The organism is Sphingomonas zeicaulis, assembly GCF_050433225.1.
GTDB lineage: Bacteria > Pseudomonadota > Alphaproteobacteria > Sphingomonadales > Sphingomonadaceae > Sphingomonas_D > Sphingomonas_D zeicaulis.
Map to the genome: position 1 here is coordinate 514,880 of NZ_JBNPXQ010000001.1, position 15,899 is coordinate 530,778.

15 protein-coding genes are annotated in these 15,899 nt (G+C 66.9%); 9 read left to right on the forward strand and 6 right to left on the reverse strand.

Annotation, left to right across the window (positions count from 1 at the left end; translation table 11 throughout):
• Positions 1–7: 7 nt before the first annotated feature.
• On the reverse strand, positions 8–1,507 hold the full coding sequence (locus FHS96_RS02580; RefSeq protein WP_429587764.1) for an SH3 domain-containing protein: 1,500 nt from the start codon (positions 1,505–1,507) through the stop codon (positions 8–10).
• A 356-nt stretch (positions 1,508–1,863) separates the two neighbouring features.
• On the opposite strand from FHS96_RS02580, the gene FHS96_RS02585 reads away from it, so the two are divergent.
• Positions 1,864–2,889 carry a LacI family DNA-binding transcriptional regulator gene (locus tag FHS96_RS02585; protein WP_429587766.1) on the forward strand — a complete coding sequence of 342 codons (1,026 nt, stop codon included), beginning with the start codon at positions 1,864–1,866 and terminating at the stop codon, positions 2,887–2,889.
• Between the two features lie 31 nt (positions 2,890–2,920).
• Here FHS96_RS02585 and FHS96_RS02590 read toward each other — a convergent pair whose 3' ends face one another.
• Positions 2,921–4,036: a glycoside hydrolase family protein gene (locus FHS96_RS02590; RefSeq protein ID WP_429587767.1), complete on the reverse strand. Its 1,116-nt coding sequence runs from the start codon at positions 4,034–4,036 to the stop codon at positions 2,921–2,923.
• Between the two features lie 134 nt (positions 4,037–4,170).
• On the opposite strand from FHS96_RS02590, the gene FHS96_RS02595 reads away from it, so the two are divergent.
• On the forward strand, positions 4,171–5,199 hold the full coding sequence (locus FHS96_RS02595) for an oxidoreductase (protein ID WP_429587769.1): 1,029 nt from the start codon (positions 4,171–4,173) through the stop codon (positions 5,197–5,199).
• Between the two features lie 176 nt (positions 5,200–5,375).
• Positions 5,376–6,473, forward strand: a complete 1,098-nt coding sequence (locus FHS96_RS02600) for a TauD/TfdA family dioxygenase (protein WP_429587770.1) — start codon at positions 5,376–5,378, stop codon at positions 6,471–6,473.
• 47 nt (positions 6,474–6,520) lie between these two features.
• Here FHS96_RS02600 and FHS96_RS02605 read toward each other — a convergent pair whose 3' ends face one another.
• The 4 genes from FHS96_RS02605 to FHS96_RS02620 form a co-directional block, all read right to left on the reverse strand.
• Positions 6,521–6,685, reverse strand: coding sequence for a hypothetical protein (locus FHS96_RS02605; RefSeq protein WP_429587771.1), 165 nt, complete (start codon positions 6,683–6,685; stop codon positions 6,521–6,523).
• 140 nt (positions 6,686–6,825) lie between these two features.
• Positions 6,826–7,083, reverse strand: coding sequence for a hypothetical protein (locus tag FHS96_RS02610; RefSeq protein WP_429587773.1), 258 nt, complete (start codon positions 7,081–7,083; stop codon positions 6,826–6,828).
• Between the two features lie 226 nt (positions 7,084–7,309).
• A complete protein-coding gene (locus tag FHS96_RS02615) occupies positions 7,310–7,972 on the reverse strand; it encodes a cysteine hydrolase family protein (protein ID WP_429587774.1) in 663 nt (220 codons plus the stop codon).
• The gene (locus FHS96_RS02620) at positions 7,972–8,802 is read right to left on the reverse strand and encodes an oxidoreductase (RefSeq protein ID WP_429587776.1); all 831 of its coding nucleotides are present in this window, start codon (positions 8,800–8,802) and stop codon (positions 7,972–7,974) included. The genes FHS96_RS02615 and FHS96_RS02620 overlap by 1 nt, the downstream gene beginning before the upstream one ends.
• Positions 8,803–8,967: 165 nt before the next feature.
• Between FHS96_RS02620 and FHS96_RS02625 the strand changes: the two genes are divergently transcribed.
• Genes FHS96_RS02625 through FHS96_RS02650 form a run of 6 tightly spaced genes read left to right on the forward strand, consistent with a single transcriptional unit; the run spans position 8,968 to position 15,764 of the window.
• Positions 8,968–9,906 carry a ribokinase gene (locus FHS96_RS02625; protein ID WP_429587778.1) on the forward strand — a complete coding sequence of 313 codons (939 nt, stop codon included), beginning with the start codon at positions 8,968–8,970 and terminating at the stop codon, positions 9,904–9,906.
• Between the two features lie 23 nt (positions 9,907–9,929).
• The gene (locus FHS96_RS02630; RefSeq protein WP_429587779.1) at positions 9,930–11,054 is read left to right on the forward strand and encodes an LLM class flavin-dependent oxidoreductase; all 1,125 of its coding nucleotides are present in this window, start codon (positions 9,930–9,932) and stop codon (positions 11,052–11,054) included.
• A complete protein-coding gene (locus FHS96_RS02635) occupies positions 11,047–11,703 on the forward strand; it encodes a cysteine hydrolase family protein (protein ID WP_429587780.1) in 657 nt (218 codons plus the stop codon). Before FHS96_RS02630 ends, FHS96_RS02635 begins: the two co-directional genes overlap by 8 nt.
• Complete coding sequence (locus FHS96_RS02640; RefSeq protein ID WP_429587781.1) at positions 11,700–13,124, forward strand: amidohydrolase family protein; 1,425 nt, start codon at positions 11,700–11,702, stop codon at positions 13,122–13,124. The genes FHS96_RS02635 and FHS96_RS02640 overlap by 4 nt, the downstream gene beginning before the upstream one ends.
• A complete protein-coding gene (locus FHS96_RS02645; protein ID WP_429587782.1) occupies positions 13,124–14,341 on the forward strand; it encodes an MFS transporter in 1,218 nt (405 codons plus the stop codon). The genes FHS96_RS02640 and FHS96_RS02645 overlap by 1 nt, the downstream gene beginning before the upstream one ends.
• A 13-nt stretch (positions 14,342–14,354) precedes the next feature.
• Positions 14,355–15,764, forward strand: a complete 1,410-nt coding sequence (locus tag FHS96_RS02650; protein WP_429587783.1) for a zinc-binding metallopeptidase family protein — start codon at positions 14,355–14,357, stop codon at positions 15,762–15,764.
• The last annotated feature ends 135 nt before the right edge of the window (positions 15,765–15,899 follow it).

The window sequence follows — 15,899 nt, forward strand, 5'->3', positions numbered from 1 at the left end:
GTCAGACTCAATTGTCGCAGTTGAACGGGATCTCGTAGTCGCCATCGTCGAGCTTGTTCAGCGAGGCGCGACGCATCTTCACCTTTTCGCCCCCATAGTTCACCTCGATGTCGCCATCGTCGAACCCGCGGATCGAGCCTTCGCCGTAGTATGCGGTGTAGTAGATCACGTCGCTGGCGGCGAGCAGGCGCTTCTCGCCGATCACCGGGTAGCTCGAATTGTTCGGGGTGAACGTCCAGATCAGGCCGTTGTTGGTCTGCCAGCGCTGACCATCATAATAATAGATCGCGATCGTCAGCGACTTCGTGGCGCACGTATTGGAAACCAGGATCTGGTGCGTGCCGCCGCTGGTATCGGGCGTGGGCGATGGGGTGGCGCCGGCAGTCGACTCGCCAAACGCGCTGATCGGCAGATAGCCGACGCCGCCGCCGGTCGGCAGCGTCTCGACCCAGTCGCTGTTGACCTTGCCGGCCACGATCACGCTGGTGCCCGCGGTCAGCGCGCCGCCGCCCTCGACCGCAGGCGCGCTGCTCGACGGTTCGGTACGCAGCGTCTCGGCGACCGACAGCGTCCGCTCTCCGCTGAACGCGGCGGTGTCGAGCAGCGGCCGGGTCTTCTCGCTGAGGTCGACCAGCGCAACATAGCGGCCGGTCTGCGGGCCATAGCGGATGCGCAGCCATTTGCGGCTGCTGTCATTCTCATCCTCGACGACGACGCCGCTCAGCGAGGTGCCGCGCGGCAAGGTCGTGGTCGGGGTGCCGGCGCGCGCCTTGTCCTGCACGTCCACCTGGCGCACGGCGTAGAAGGTTCGCTCCACCCCGTCGACCATATCGGAACTGTTGTCGGTGACGTCGCCACCCTTGGTGCCGCCCTTCCACCATTCGAGCTGGTCACCAAGCACATAAACCACGCCGCCGATCAGGATCAGCACGGGCAGCAGCAACAGCAGGAACCATTTGGCGGACATGCCGCCGCCACCGCTGCCGCGGCCGTCATGGCCACCACCACCCTGGCCGCCGCCGGAGGTCTGGCGGCCGGACGTCTGGCGCCCGCCATAGGGGTCGGACGTGGCGCGGCCGGGATCGCTGCGCCGTTCGCGCGGTGGTTCGCGATAGACCTCGGTCGCGCGGCCACCGTCGTCATAGGGCTGGCGAGCCCGCGGCTGGCCGGCATCATAGGCGTCCGGCGCCTGCGGGGACTGGTTCCAACCCAGCGATCGGCCGACCCAGCCGGGCGTCATCTCGGTCGCGCGCTCACCCGGATCCTCGTCATAATCGGGGCGCTTGTCGATATCGATGCCGCCGCTGCGCATCACCGACAGCAGTGACCCGAGCAGTGGGAAGGCGTCCGCGCGCATCGCCCGGCTTTCGCTGCCGCGATAGATGGTGACCATCGTGTCAGGGCGGATGCGGCCTTCCTGTACGGCGGCTTCGCACTGTTCGACGGTGTAAAGACGCGCCTGCGACGAGCCGTCGTGAAAGGTGATGAGTGTAAAGTCCTGAGCCATTGTCGATCGGTCAGCCTCGCCCCGGGGTGCGGCGGTCATGAACAGCCGGCTGCACAAAAGGCGGGACCGGCGCTCAAATCAAGCAGGATTTGCCGCAAGGCCGCGATCCTTGATCGTCGGCGCCTCCGGTCCGCCCTTCCGCCGGGCTTCATGGGCGCGCCGCGCCGCCAGCGCCGCACTTTGGCGGTCAGATTCGGTGGATCTGGCGCACCGCGATCGGCACCGGCTCATGATCTTCCGCGGCAGAGCGCAGAAAGTAGCGCGCTCGTCGATGGGGTGACGTTGATGAAACAGGTTTCTCCCGGCAGAAAGCACAGTCTAGATTAAGTTCGAAGCGCGAGAACCACGGGAACCATATGGCGACAGGCACGATCAGCGGGAGCGTCACCATTGCAGACGTGGCGGAACTGGCGGGGGTTTCGATCCGGACCGTCTCGCGCGTCCTGAACCAGTCCACCAAGGTCAAGCCGGCGACGCGCGAGGTGGTGGAGAAGGCGATCGACGCGCTTTCGTTCAGCCCCAGCGCGCGGGCGCGCGGGCTTTCGACCGGCAAATCCTATCTGATCGGCGTCGTCCACAATGAGAGCAACGCGCTGGTGCTCGATGCGGTGCAGCGCGGAGCGGTGCGCGAAACCGGCGCGCGGGGCTATGAACTGGTCGTCCACCCCACGCCGACGGGTGGCGACAGCTCGATCGAGAATGTGCTCCATTTCGTCCGCCGATCGTCGGTGGACGGGCTGATCGTATTGCCGCCGGTATCGGATACCCCGGGGCTGGGTGCCGCGCTGCGCAACGCGGGCGTGCCGGCGTTCGCGATCTCCTCCGTATCCGTCGCAAATTTCACCGAGGTGCTGGTGAGCCCCGAGCGCGAGGCGGCGGCGGATGTCGCGCGCTATCTCCTGGGGCTGGGCCACCGCCGGATCGCCTTCATCTCGGGGCCGAGCGGAGTCCATTCGGCGCGCGAACGGCGATCGGGCTTCGTCACTGCGCTGGCGGAAGCAGGGTGCGGCCTGATCGGTGAGGCGGAAGGCGATTATGGCTTTGATTCGGGAGTCGAGGCCGGGCGGCGGCTGTTGACCCGCGACCCGGCGCCGACCGCGATTTTCGCTGCCAATGACGTGATGGCGGCGGGTGTTCTCAAGGCGGCATCCGGCCTCGGTGTCGCGGTGCCAGGCGGGCTGTCGGTGGTCGGGTTCGATGGCGGCGTGCTAGCGCGGATGCTTACCCCCGCGCTGACCTCCATCCATCGCCCCTATGACGAGATGGCCGAGCACGCCACCGCGGCACTGCTCGACATCATCGAGCACAAGCCGCGGCCATTGGATTACAAGGTCAATCTCGAACTGACCCCGGCGGAATCGACGGCGCCGCCGCCCGAGTGACGGGCAGCGGCGCGGCGCTGGTTCGGTCAGTTCATTTCTCGGTCAAGCGAACGCGGACGCGCCCCACCGCCCAGAACGGCCTGTCGACCATCTTTGCCGCATAAAGCAGCGTGTAGGTGCCGTCATCCTCGGGAACGAGGCCCATCGGCGTGCGCACATCCGCGCTCCAACTGCTGTCGGGGCGGGTCTGGACGACGAGCGCGCGACCCTGATGCCAGCGAATGCCATCGCGCGACACGCTATAGCCGATGCTGTTCGCCGGCTTCGGCGCGACATCGGCCTGGTTGGGGTAATTGTTGGAGTCATAGACCGCGATGTAGTTGCCGTTGGGCAGCTTCGTGACGATTGGATTTTCGATGAACAGATCCTCAATGGGCGAGGGCTGCTCGCTCGGCACGCGCCTCCAGTCGGTGGAGGTCAGGCTGTCGGCGGTCGCCACGCCCACCAGCCAGGGCGAGGGCGGAATGTGGTTATGGCTGCCGTGCAGCGCCACCCATTTGTCGCCGACCTGATAGGGGAAGAAGGAATCGACGCCCTGCTGGCCTTCCCAGCGCGTTGAGTTGATGTCCGGCTTCATCACCACGCCGGCGTCGGTGAAGCGGCCGTTGATCCCGGCCTTGCCCGGCGTATCCGCGACCGCGCGATGGATGGCGCCCTCATAATCCATGTTGAGCGCCTCGCCATGGGCCGGGTTGCCGCCGCGATACGAGACGTAGAACAGGTTCCAGCGCTTTGTTTTCTCATCGAAGATGATCGCCTGGACCCAGTTTTCGGCGTTGAAGTTGGTCGCCGACCGCGCGGGATCGCTGGAGACGATGGTGGTGTCGCGCTTCCATGTGACCGCGTCCTTGCTCGTCCAGTGCGCGATGCGCAGATCGAGGTGCGGGCGACCGAACATCTCGCCGACGAACAGATGATAGACGCCATCAACCTTGACGGTGACGCCGGTTTCGAACCCCGATTTGTTGCCCGCAAGCCCGGCATGGTCGGGCCCGATCACCGGCGTGGTCGATTCGTCGATCACGGTCAGCCGCTCGCTGAAATTGGCGTCGCGAGGATCTAGCTTGTAATTCTGCGCGGGGGCGACGCCGGGCAGCGCGCTCATCCCCAGCGCCGCTGCAGCAATCAGTCGAAAGGCCTTTGCCACAATCTTCTCCCTTGGCATGTCCGTTTTGAAAGCGATCGATCACCCCATAGCGCGAACACACATCATTTGTATGATGTTTTTGCCTGCGCTGGCATGAGCTATGTCGGAGCGGTGCATCAGGGGCGGAGACAGGTATGACGGAAATCGGCGTGGGATTAATCGGCTATGGTCTGGCAGGTCGCGCATTTCATGCGCCGTTCGTGGAGGTCACGCCGGGACTCGCGTTGCGGGCGGTTGTATCGCGCGATGCGGCTAAGGTGCAGGCGGATCTGCCCGATGTGGCGGTCTGCCCGGATGTGCCGACGCTGCTTGCACGCGACGATATCGGGCTGGTGATCGTCGCGAGCCCCGATGATCTGCACGCCGAACATGCGCTCGCCGCGCTGGCGGCCGGAAAGCATCTGCTCGTCGACAAGCCGTTCGCTACCAGCCTTGCCGACGCGCGCCGCGTTGCCGATGCCGCCGAGGCCGCGGGGCGGCTGGTCACCATCTTCCAGAACCGCCGCTGGGATGCCGATTTCCTGACCTTGCAGGGGTTGATCGCCGAAGGGCGTCTGGGCGCCGTCGTGCAGTTCGAAAGCCATTTCGATCGCTGGCGACCGCAGCCCGCTCCGGTGTGGAAGGAAGCGCGGACGGGCGGTGCCTGGCTCGATCTCGGGCCGCACCTGGTCGATCAGGCGCTGCAACTGTTCGGGCTGCCGACCGCGGTATCGGCGGACATTGCGACCTTGCGCGTCGGGGCACCGTCCGCCGATTATTTTCATGTGACGCTCAAATATCCCGACCGCCGGGCGATCCTCCATTCGAGCAAGCTGGTCGCCGAGCACAGCCTGCGCTTCGCGGTTCACGGCACCGGCGGCAGCTGGATAAAACATGGTTTCGATCCGCAGGAGGCAGCGTCGCTGCGGGGTGTGGTGCCCGGTGGCGAGAAGTGGGGGGTCGACTCGGTGCCGGGACGCTTCACCGGGGCTGACGGCGCGAGCGACGAGGTCGCGGGCGTGCCCGGCGACTATTGCCTGTTCTGGAACGCGCTCGCCGCAGCGCTTCGCGGGGAGGGGGCGAACCCGGTGCCGCCGGCCGAGGCGATCGCGGTGATGCGCGTGCTGGATGCGGCACTGCGGAGTGCCGATCTGGGCGGCGAAGTGGTGCTGGCAGACGCCTGATCCCCTGCGTGACGCGGCGCGCCGCGGACAGCGGCAGTGCTCGCTGCCGGCCGTTCGAGGTCGCGCGCCCGTTTCGCGGCACGGAAAGTCTTTCGGCATCAGGCGACAAGTCGCCGACGGGTCGTCTGGCCTAGCGTGATCCCCTATCAACGGCAGGTTCGAAGAAGGAAGCCTCGATGACGGTTCTCACGCTCTCCGAAACGGCGGAGGCTCTGCCCCCGGTCACCACGTCTGCGGCGTGGCGTGGGGATCGGTTGGCCGAGACGGGCGAATGGATCTATCGGCTGAACGACGCGCAGGTCGCCGAGCTCGAGACGCTGGGCACGCGCTTCGTGGAAGCGGATCCGGACCTTCGCACCGTGCAGGCGTCCGACTATCCGCTGGTCGCCTGCGCGGATGCGGTCGAGGAATGGGGCCGCGACGTGGATTATGGCCGCGGCTTCGTGCTGGTGCGCGGGCTGCGCACGCATCTCTATTCGGATCCGCTGTCGGCCGCGATCTACTACATCCTCGGCCTGCACATGGGCGATCCGATCCGGCAGAACGAGATGGGCGACGTGATCGACCATGTCTATGCCACGTCGGACAAGATGATGGACGATCCTACCGCGCGCTCCTCCAAGGTGCGCGACCAGCTCGTCTATCATTCGGACAGTTCGGACATCGTGGCGCTGATGTGCCTGCGTCCGGCGAAGGAGGGCGGGCTATCCTGCCTCGTTTCCGGTGCCGAGATCTACAACGAGATCCTCCGCCGCCGCCCCGACCTGGCGCCGTTGCTGCTGGAGCCGTTCCATTGGGACTGGCGCCGCCAGGATCCGGAGGCGCCGTCCGACACCTACACTTCGCCGATCGTCAGCATGGTCGATGGCGTGTTCAGCATGTACGCGGGCTCGCTCTACATCCTGACCGCGCAGGAATATCCCGGTGTGCCGCAACTGACCGCCGATCAGATCGAGGTGCTGCGGCTGTTCGACGAGATCACGTACGAGCAGGGCATGGCGATCGAGATGGATTTCCGGCCCGGCGACATCCAGTGGCTGTCGAACTATGCCGCGCTCCACGCACGGACGATCTTCTATGATTTTCCCGAGCCGCAGCGTCGCCGCCATCTGCTGCGGCTGTGGCTGAGCCGGGATTCGGGCCGCCCGGTGGTGCCGGGCTTCGGCAAGAACGGCGTCGTCCAGGTGCGAGCCGCGCCGCGTGACGGCGGCGCGGAACATCCGGAAGCCCGCTTCGACATCCGTACCAGTGCGGTGCCGCGTCTGATTTCCTGATCCTTCGGGCGCGGGCGGCGGCATCGGGGGGTGCCGCCGCCCGTTGATCATGCGCCGCCGATGCCTTCGACGATGCGGCCGCTGCCGGCACAATTCTCGCAGGTCTCGCCATCGATTGTGCCGCTGCCGCCGCATTGCGGGCAGATATTCTCGCCGGTGCCGGGGGTGCCGGGGGCAGCGTCGTCGCCGGGATTCAGGGGTTGGTCGGTCATGCGCGCATCATCCTGAGCCTGTTCGAAGGGAGTGGCATCAGGAACAATGATGGGAAGGGCGCGTCGTTCCCGGGAGGTGATCTGGATCAGTGGCAGCACCAACGGCGCCGGGTGCGCCGTTGGTCAACAGAGCCACCGACTTACTTCTTGACCGAGACGCTCGGATCGAAGCCGTCCAGCGCGATGAATTCTGCACGGGTGCGGCAGATCGTCTTCTGGATGCGCGAGCCGGTCAGGTCGGCCTTGATGCAGATCTTCTGGTTCATCGGCAGCGCCTCGGGTGCGGTCGCGGCGTCGACCGCGGCGGGCGTCTCGACGGGCTTGGCGAAGGCGGGGGCGGCGGTCAGGGCGATGGCGCTGATGGCGATCGACAGGCGGGCGATGATCGTGTTGGTCATGGGTCTAACTCCTCGTCTTGAACCTTGGTCTCGGTCCCGATCGGACCTGTCCTATGCTCAGCAAGGGGCGTGCCAGTTTTTGGAAACGGCCGATTTGCCTGGTTTATGGAATATCGAGGGTGCTGCGAGTGGTTCTGGCGACGGAATGATTGGCTAGTAGTTGGTGGGCAATGCTGGTGGTTGGCGATATTTCCTCCCGGCGCGCAGCGACGGGGAGCAAAAATTCTCAAAGCATCGCCTCAACCTCCGCCACCGTTTTCACATCGGCGAAGTTCAGCCCCAGATTAAGCAACGCCGCGTCATGTTCGATATCGGACACCGCGGCGGTTGCGTCGGAAGCGACCACCACCCGGTAGCCCAGCATGTTGCCGTCGCGCGCGGTCGATTCCACGCAGACGTTCGTCAGCGTGCCGGCCACCAGGATCATTTCGATCCCCCGCGCCTCAAGCGCGCGGGCGAGTTGGCCGGCGGGACAGATGAAGGCGCCGTAGCGATATTTGTCGAGGATGACGTCGCCGGCGGCGATCGCCATGCCGTCGTGCAGCGCATGCGGTGCCGCGCCCACACGCAGCGCCTCGATCGCGCGGGCGACATGCGGGTTGCCGCGATCATACTGCCAGTCCGGCATCGCCAGCGGGGGCAGGTCGCTCACCGTCTGGCGTGTCCAGATCACCGGCATGCCGGCGGCACGCGCAACCGCGGCCAGCCGGTTGACCGGGGCCACGATCGCGCGCGCATTGGCGTTGCCGAACACCTCGCCCTCGCTGACGAACGCACGCTGCATGTCGATGACCACCAGCGCCGTCCGGCCGTGGATGATGCGGTCGAAGGCGTTGAGCCCGCGACCGCGCGCGATCGCCCAGTCGGGCAAGGCGAGGGGCGGGTGCATCAGTCGCGATAGGCGGTCGCGAGCGACAGCTCTTCCCAGGTCGCGATCTGCGATTCGACGAAGGCGAACTGGTCGCGCGCATAATGGAGAGCGTCGGCGCCGAGTAGCAGATGGAGCGGCGGCTCGGGCGCGTCGAGTGCGGTCAAGATGGCGGCGGCGGCGAGGTTGGGATCGCCCTTTTCCTTGCCGGTGTTAGACTGCAGGCTGCGCCGGGCGGCGTGGGCGCCATCCTCATAGGCAGCGATTTCGCGTGCCGCGACGTTGAGCGCCTGGCCAGCGAAACCGGTACGGAAGCCGCCGGGGGCGACGTTGGTCACGCGGATGCCGAACGGCGCGACCTCCTGCGCCAATGTCTGGCCGATGCATTCGAAGGCATATTTGCTGGCGCCATAGAGGCCGGTGCCGCCCCACGGCGCGAAGCCGCTGACGGAGGTAATGTTGACGATATGGCCGCGACCGCGCGCCCGCATGCCCGGCAGCACCGCCTGGATCATCGCGATCGGCGCGAAGACGTTGATGTCGAACAAGGCCCGCGCCTCGGCCAGGCTGACCTCCTCGATCGCGCCGACCAGGCCGTAACCGGCATTGTTGACCAGCCGGTCGATGCCGCCGGTCAGCACTTCGGCCTTGGCGATGGCGGCGTGCACCGCCGCCTCGTCGCGCAGGTCGAGCACCAGCGCGTGCGCACGGCCCGGCGCCACCGCCTCGAACGCGGCGCGGCCATCGGCATTGCGGGTGGTGCCGACCACGGTGTCGCCGCGCGCCAGCGCCGCCTCTGCCAAGGTGCGCCCGAAGCCGCTGCCGATGCCGGTGATGAGCCACGTCGTCATGCCATTCCCCTCATTGGATTTGGCCTGCGGCTTAGCCGCTGCCCGCGTCTCCGCTCTTGGTCGAAGCTGTCGCATTTCTTGCGGTCGGGCGCATGGCCGGTGATTCGCGCTTGAACCGCGGGCGCTGCGGGTGTTCCGCTTCGTGCCTGGTTTCGGGAGTGAATGATGGCGGTTCAGGTGGTTGGTTCGGTCAATGTCGATATCGTCGCTTCGGTGGAGCGCATTCCCGCACCGGGCGAGACGGTGCCGGCCAGCGGTGTCGAGCGGCTGGCGGGCGGCAAGGGCGCGAACCAGGCGGTGGCGGCGGCGCGGATGGGCACCGAGACCGCGATGATCGGCGCGGTCGGCGACGATGAGGCGGGCGGCTGGATGCGCGCGCAGCTCGCCGAAGCCGGCGTCGACGTCGCAGGTGTCGGCGTGCTCGCCGGCGCGCAGACGGGCACCGCCTATATTGCGGTCGATGCCGCGGGGGAGAACCAGATCATCTTTGCCGCGGGCGCCAACGCCCGGCTGACGGCGCCTGCGATCAAGCCCGGCGGCGTGCTGCTCGCGCAGCTCGAAACGCCGGTCGATGCGATGGCGCCGCTGTTCGCGGAGGGCGGCCGGCTGCGCATGCTCAACGCCGCGCCACCGGTGCTCGACGGCCGCCGGCTGTTCGGCGATGTCGATGTATTGATCGTCAACCAGCACGAACTCGCCATCTTTCTCGAACTGTCGGTCACCCCGCGCACGGTGGAAGAAGCGCTGGTCGCGCGCCGGCTGATTGGGCGGCCCGACCAGATCGTGGTCGTGACGCTTGGCGCCGGCGGGGCGCTGGCGGTGTGGGCGGATCGTCATCTCCACGTGCCGGCGATGCCGGTGGTACCGGTCGACACGATCGGCGCCGGCGACTGCTTCTGCGGTGCGCTGGCCGCACAGCTCGATGCCGGCGTCACGCTGGAAGCCGCGCTGCCCATCGCCAACGCCGCCGCCGCGCTGTGCACGCAGGTGCGCGGTGCCGCGCCCGCCATGCCGACCCGCGCCGCCGTCGACGCCTTCATTGCACAGGCCGCAACAGAACATGCGCATCCGATCAAGAACCCGGACCTTGCCTGCCTAAGCTAAACCCATTCTCTGGGGAGGCCGCTTTGACGATGTTTACGCCCACCGCCTTCGGTTTGCCGTCCGACACCGGCGGCAAGGATCTCGGCATTTTTCTGCCGATCGCGAATGGCGGCTGGATCCTGTCGCGCAACAAACCGGTGCTCGACGGGTCCTATGCCTATAACCGCAAGGTGGCGATCGCCGCGGAAGAGGCGGGGCTCGACTTCATCATGTCGATGTCCAAGTTCCGCGGCTATGGCGGTGATACCGAGCATTGGAACAGCTCGCTCGACCCGATCGTGCTGATGGCGGCGCTGGCCGAGGTGACCAGTCGGGTGAAGGTGTGGACGACGATCCACACCATCGTCCAGAACCCGGCGGTCGCCGCCAAGATGCTCGCGACCCTGCAGCAGGTCAGCAACGGCCGTGCCGGGCTCAACATCGTTACCGGATCCTACAAGGGCGAATTCGCGCAGATGGGGATGTGGCCGGAGGGCGTCGATCACGATGCGCGCTACGACCTCGCCTATGAATGGATCCGCGCGATCAAGGCGCTGTGGTCCGAGGATTCGGTCACCATGGACGGCAAATATTTCCAGCTCGATCAGTGCGAGAGCTGGCCGAAGCCGGATACGCGGCCCTTCCTCGTCTGCGCGGGGTCTTCCAAGAAGGGCATGCGATTCACCTCGGATGAGCTGGACGCGATCTTCCTCTCGGGCAGCGATTCCGAGGAACTGGCGCGGGCCAGCGCGCAGGCGAAGGCGGATGCCGCCGAACTCGGCCGCACGGTGCGCACCTATTCGATGCTGACGGTGGTGTTCGGCGACACCGATGCCGAGGCGAAGGCGACCGCCGAGCATTTCCGGGAGGGGCTCGACGAGGATGCGCTGAAGGGCATGATGCGCGCCTATGGCTTCCTCGATGCCGAGATCGGCAAGGAGAATGCCTTCGTCAAGAAAAGCCGCTCGGGCTTCATGACCGCGGCGGTCATCGGCACGCCGGCCACCGTGATCGAACAGCTCACCGAACTGTTCGAAACCGCGCAGACCGATGGGCTGATGCTGATCTTCCCGGATTATCTGAAGGGCATCCCGATGTTCGGCAACGAGGTGCTGCCGGTGCTGCGTGAGCGCTTCCCCACCAAGGTGAAGGAACTGGCGCATGGCTGACGCCGTGATCGACCTGCCGCACATCGACGCGGCGCTGCTGCCGCCGATGCTTGATCCCGCGAAGACCGCCCTCGTCGTGATCGACATCCAGATCGACTTCGCCGCGCCCGAGGGATTGCTCGGCCGCGTCGGCGTCGATCTCTCGCCCGCCGAGGCGGCGATCGACAAGTGCGAGGCGCTGGTCGTCGCCGCACGTGGCGTCGGTGCCACCGTCGCGCTGATGCGCGTGGTGACCCGGCCCGAAACCGACAGCCGCGCGCTCAAGACCTTGTTCGCGCGCCGCGGCCGTCCCGGCGAGCAGGCGATCTGCCGCGCGGACGAACCGGGTGCCGATTATTACCGCATCTTCCCCGAACCGGGCGACATCGAAGTCCAGAAGCTGCTCTACAACAGCTTCCACGGCACCGACTTCGACGCACAGTTGCAGGCCCGTGGCATCGATACGCTGGTGATCTGCGGGCTCAGCACGGATTGCTGCGTCGATTCCACCGCGCGGGAGGCGTTCCACCGCGATTATGACGTGTTCCTCGTCTCCGATGCCTGCGCCGCCTACGAACCGGGGCTGCACGAAAGCTCGCTGAGTGCGATGGAAAAGAATTGCGTCCTTCTCACCACCACCGATGCGGTCGTGGCGGCGTGGACCCGATGACCGGCGATGCCGGCGCGCCCGGGGCGGTGCCGGCGCCGGTGGATCTGCTGGTTCGAAACGCCTGGATCGTCACGATGGACGACCAGCGGCGGATCTACCGGGATGGTGCGATCGCCATCACTGGTGATCGGATCGTCGCGGTCGGGCCATCCGCCGAGGTCGAGCATGCCGTCACCGCACGCGAGACGATCGAGGCGCGCGACCGCTTCGTCGTGACCCCCGGTTTCGTCAACGGCCACATCCATATCACCGGGGAACCCATCACGCGCGGCAGCGTGCCCGACGATACGGACTGGCGAACCAATGTGTTCGACTGGCTGATCCCCACCTATCTCGCCCAGACGCCGCAAGAGGAGGCGATCTCCGCGACCTTCGCGGCGCTGGAGATGCTGCGCACGGGCACGACCTGCTTCGTCGAGGCGGGGACGATCGTCGATCTCGGCGCGGTGATGGAGGCGCTCGCCGCCACCGGCATTCGCGGCCGGCTGGGGCAATGGACGCAGGATCGCGCCTTCGTGCCCGGCGATGATCAGGCGGCGCTCACCGCGCGCGCGGTCAGCGGGCTTAAGGCGCAGCTCGCGCGCTATCCAGTGGCGGGCGATCCGCTGCTCGCCGGATGGGTCGGCCTCGTCGGCCACAACACCGCCACCGATACGCTGTGGCGCGAGGCGACGGCGTTGGCGCAGGACAGCGGCGCGGGCGTCACCGCGCATATGAGCGCCGATCCTGCCGACCCGGATTTCTATCTGGCCGAAACCGGTCAGCGTCCGATTTCGCACCTCGCCGCGCTTGGGGCGCTGGGGCCGCATCTGTCGCTGACCCACGGCATCCATCTCGATGCGGCTGAGGTCGGGCTGCTTTCGGACAGCGGCACCAGCATCACCCATTGCCCGATGACGGCGATGAAGGGCGCCTATGGCGCAAGCGCGGTCGGGCTGTTTCCCGAAATGGCGGCGACCGGCGTCAACCTGCAGCTCGGCACCGACGGCAACAACAATGGCAACGCCGCGGACATGATGCGCGCGATGTTCGCCACCGCCGGCCTGTTCAAGGATGCGCGGCGCGATGCCAGCCTGTTTCCCGCATCGAAGATACTCGAAATGGCGACGATCAACGGCGCGCGCGGCGCCCGGCTCGGCCATCTGATCGGTTCGCTGGAGGTCGGCAAGAAGGCCGACTTCGTGCTGCACGACCGCAACCGGCCGGAGTGGCGGCCGCTGCTCAATGTGCTCAACCAGCTCGTCTATTCGGCGGACGGGCGCGGCGTGCACAGCGTCTGGGTCGATGGCGTGCGCGTCGTCGACGATTATCGCTCGACCTTGATCGACGAGGAAAAACTCTATGCCGAGGTCGAGGCGGCGGGCGGCGCGGTGCTGGCACGCGCGGGCATGAGTGTGCCCTGCGTCTGGCCGGTGCTGTGATGGGGCGCGGTCGCGTCCTGCTCGCCTGCACGGTCGGCAATGCGGTCAGCGTCACGCCCGCGGTCCATGCGGTGTTCGGGCTGTTCCTCGTGCCGCTGTCCGACGCGTTCGGCTGGCCGCGCGCGAGCATCTCGGTGGTGCTCGGCATCCTCGCCGCCGGTGGCGCGCTGATCTATCCGCTGGTCGGCCGTTATGTGGACGGCCATGGCGCGCGGCGCGCGCTGATCATCGGCATCATCGGCCTGGCACTGTCGATCGCCGCGCTGGCGCTGACCAATGGCAGCCTGGTGCAGTTCTACGCGACCTTCGCGATGATCTCCGTCTTCGGCGCGATCGGCGGTACCCCGATCTTCCAGAAGGTCGTCGCCGACTGGTTCGATCAGGGGCGGGGCACCGCGCTTGGCATCAGCGCAGGGGTGGGCAATGGCGTGGGGTCGGTGATCCTGCCGGTGCTCGCGGCCACGCTGATGGCGGCCTATGGCTGGCGCAGCGCCTATCTCGGTATCGCCGCCGCCATGCTGCTGGTTGCGGTGCCGGTGCTCGTGCTGTTGCTGCGTGATCGCAGTACCGCGGGCGGAACCGGCGAGGGAGAGGCGCAGGCAGGGCTGGCACTCGCGGAGGCGGCGCGGCTGCCGGCCTTCTGGCTCACATTGATCGCGATCGCCTCGGGTGCGGGCTGCACGACCGCGATCTTCAGCCATGTCGTGCCGATCCTCGGCGATCGCGGCTTCGACGTGGCGACCGGCACAGCGGTGGTCAGCGTCTTCGCGCTCGTCACCTCGGGTTGGCAGATCGCCACCGGCCGCATCCTCGACAAAGTGCCGACGCCGCGGATCGTCGTGCCGATGTATCTGATGGCGGTGGCCGGCCTCGCGCTGCTGCAACTGGGGCAGGGCATGGCGGCGCTGATCGTCGGCGGCGTGCTGCTCGGCATCGGCCTCGGCAGTCAGTTCGGCGCCTTGCCCTATTTTATCGCGCGCTATTTCGGGTTGCGCTCCTTCGGCACGATCATCGGCGCGATGTATTCGGCGGTGATCGTGGCGCAGGGCTTCACGCCCGTGCTGCTGGACGCCGCGTTCGACGCGCAGCAGACCTATGCGCATGCGCTGGTCGCGGCGGGCGCATGCCTGATCGTCGGCGCGCTCTTGCTGTTGCTGCTGCCGCGCTTCGATGACCGCGCCGCTCCGGCCGATAAACTCGCCTTCCACGGCGCCTGACAGGAGATACAAGATGGCCGACGGTCCCGACCCGGCACAAGAGCGCATGATCGATCCTGCCTTCTGCAATCCTGCGAATGCGCCCTATCAGGTGACGGCTGAGGAACGTGACGCGATCGCGGCCGCGATCGACACCGACGAACTCGTCGAACTGGCGCTGACTCTCGGCAACATCCCCAGCCGCTCGCGCGAGGAAGCGGCGGCCGCCGAGTTCGTCCATGGCTGGATGGGGCGGGAGGGCTTCCGCCCGCGCAAAGTGGGGGCGACGCCCGAGCGGCCCAATGTCATCGGCGAATATGGTGGCCAGGGGCGGGGCGCCAACCTGCTGTTCACCGCACATCTCGATACCGAGAGCCCGTCGAACATGCCGGAGCAGAACGCGTTCCGCTATCGCGAGTCGACCCTGGCCGATCCCGAATGGACGCAGTGCTGGCTGGAGGATGGCCGGCTGCGCGGTTACCCGATCTCCAACGATCGCGGCCCGATGTCCTGCTTCCTGATCGCCGCCAAGGCGCTGAAGAAGGCCGGCATCGGCCTTGCCGGCAAGACGTGGCTCACCGCCTGCCCGGGCGAGATCGGGCCCGAGCCGATCGAGGAATTTTCCGGTATCGGCTTCAACGGCAAGGATATCGGCGCGCATTACCTGTTCCACCACGGTGGTGTCGCGCCCGATTATGCGATCGCCGCGGAGGGCACCGATTTCGGCCTCACCTCGCAGGGCTGCGGCTATGCGCTGTTCCGCATCCGTGTGTTCGGGCGTGGCATGTTCACGCCGATACTCGACGCGCCGGTCGACGCGCGCCAGCATCCCAACCCGATCTATCGGCTGGGTCCGGTGATCGACGCAATCCACGCCTGGAGCCTCGCCTTCGAACGCGACTCCATCCTTGATACGGTTGGCGGGCGATCGGTGCCTAAGGTCCAGCTCGCCTCGGTGCGCGGCGGTATGCCGATCGACTTCGGCGCGGGGACCGAGGTGTGTGCGCTCTACCTCGATGTCACGCTCAACCCGCGCCAGAAGGCTGCCGACGCCTATCACGGGATCGTCGAAGCGATGCGCGGCGTGGATGTCGAGGAGTTCGACGTCGAGGCGATGGTCGTCCGCCATGGCTTCGAGGCGGATGTCGGCGCGGTGGCGCCGCTCGTCGGCGCGGTCGATGCCGCCACGCGCCTCGCGCGCGGTACGCCGGTGGACCTTGCCCATCCGGTCTATGCGAGCATGTGGCGCGATCATAACGTCTTCAACATGCACCGCGTGCCCGCGATCACCACGGGCATGCCGCGCTGGCGGCCGACGCCGGAAGACATGGCGTCGAGCGCGCTGGTCTATGCATTGACGATGCTCGCAGTGTGCGGGCGGGCTGAGGGCACCGGCATCGGCAGCGGCACGACCAGCGTCTACGGGGATGAGACGCCGTTCTGATCTCATGGCCGCCACGCGCAGGCCCGCCCACCAAATCGCCATGCCGAATGCCAACCCGATGTCGCCGATGTGCAACGGTTGCGGCTGTTTCGACCAATTGCGACAATTTGCGACATTTTCCGCATCGGTCGCCAC

Bases quoted from the DNA above. Each gene is read 5' to 3' on its own strand.
- FHS96_RS02580 (WP_429587764.1), bottom strand. From the start codon at position 1,507: ATGGCTCAGGACTTTACACTCATCACCTTTCACGACGGCTCGTCGCAG.
- FHS96_RS02585 (WP_429587766.1), top strand. From the start codon at position 1,864: ATGGCGACAGGCACGATCAGCGGGAGCGTCACCATTGCAGACGTGGCG.
- FHS96_RS02595 (WP_429587769.1), top strand. From the start codon at position 4,171: ATGACGGAAATCGGCGTGGGATTAATCGGCTATGGTCTGGCAGGTCGC.
- FHS96_RS02600 (WP_429587770.1), top strand. From the start codon at position 5,376: ATGACGGTTCTCACGCTCTCCGAAACGGCGGAGGCTCTGCCCCCGGTC.
- FHS96_RS02605 (WP_429587771.1), bottom strand. From the start codon at position 6,685: ATGACCGACCAACCCCTGAATCCCGGCGACGACGCTGCCCCCGGCACC.
- FHS96_RS02610 (WP_429587773.1), bottom strand. From the start codon at position 7,083: ATGACCAACACGATCATCGCCCGCCTGTCGATCGCCATCAGCGCCATC.
- FHS96_RS02615 (WP_429587774.1), bottom strand. From the start codon at position 7,972: ATGCACCCGCCCCTCGCCTTGCCCGACTGGGCGATCGCGCGCGGTCGC.
- FHS96_RS02620 (WP_429587776.1), bottom strand. From the start codon at position 8,802: ATGACGACGTGGCTCATCACCGGCATCGGCAGCGGCTTCGGGCGCACC.
- FHS96_RS02625 (WP_429587778.1), top strand. From the start codon at position 8,968: ATGGCGGTTCAGGTGGTTGGTTCGGTCAATGTCGATATCGTCGCTTCG.
- FHS96_RS02635 (WP_429587780.1), top strand. From the start codon at position 11,047: ATGGCTGACGCCGTGATCGACCTGCCGCACATCGACGCGGCGCTGCTG.
- FHS96_RS02640 (WP_429587781.1), top strand. From the start codon at position 11,700: ATGACCGGCGATGCCGGCGCGCCCGGGGCGGTGCCGGCGCCGGTGGAT.
- FHS96_RS02645 (WP_429587782.1), top strand. From the start codon at position 13,124: ATGGGGCGCGGTCGCGTCCTGCTCGCCTGCACGGTCGGCAATGCGGTC.
- FHS96_RS02650 (WP_429587783.1), top strand. From the start codon at position 14,355: ATGGCCGACGGTCCCGACCCGGCACAAGAGCGCATGATCGATCCTGCC.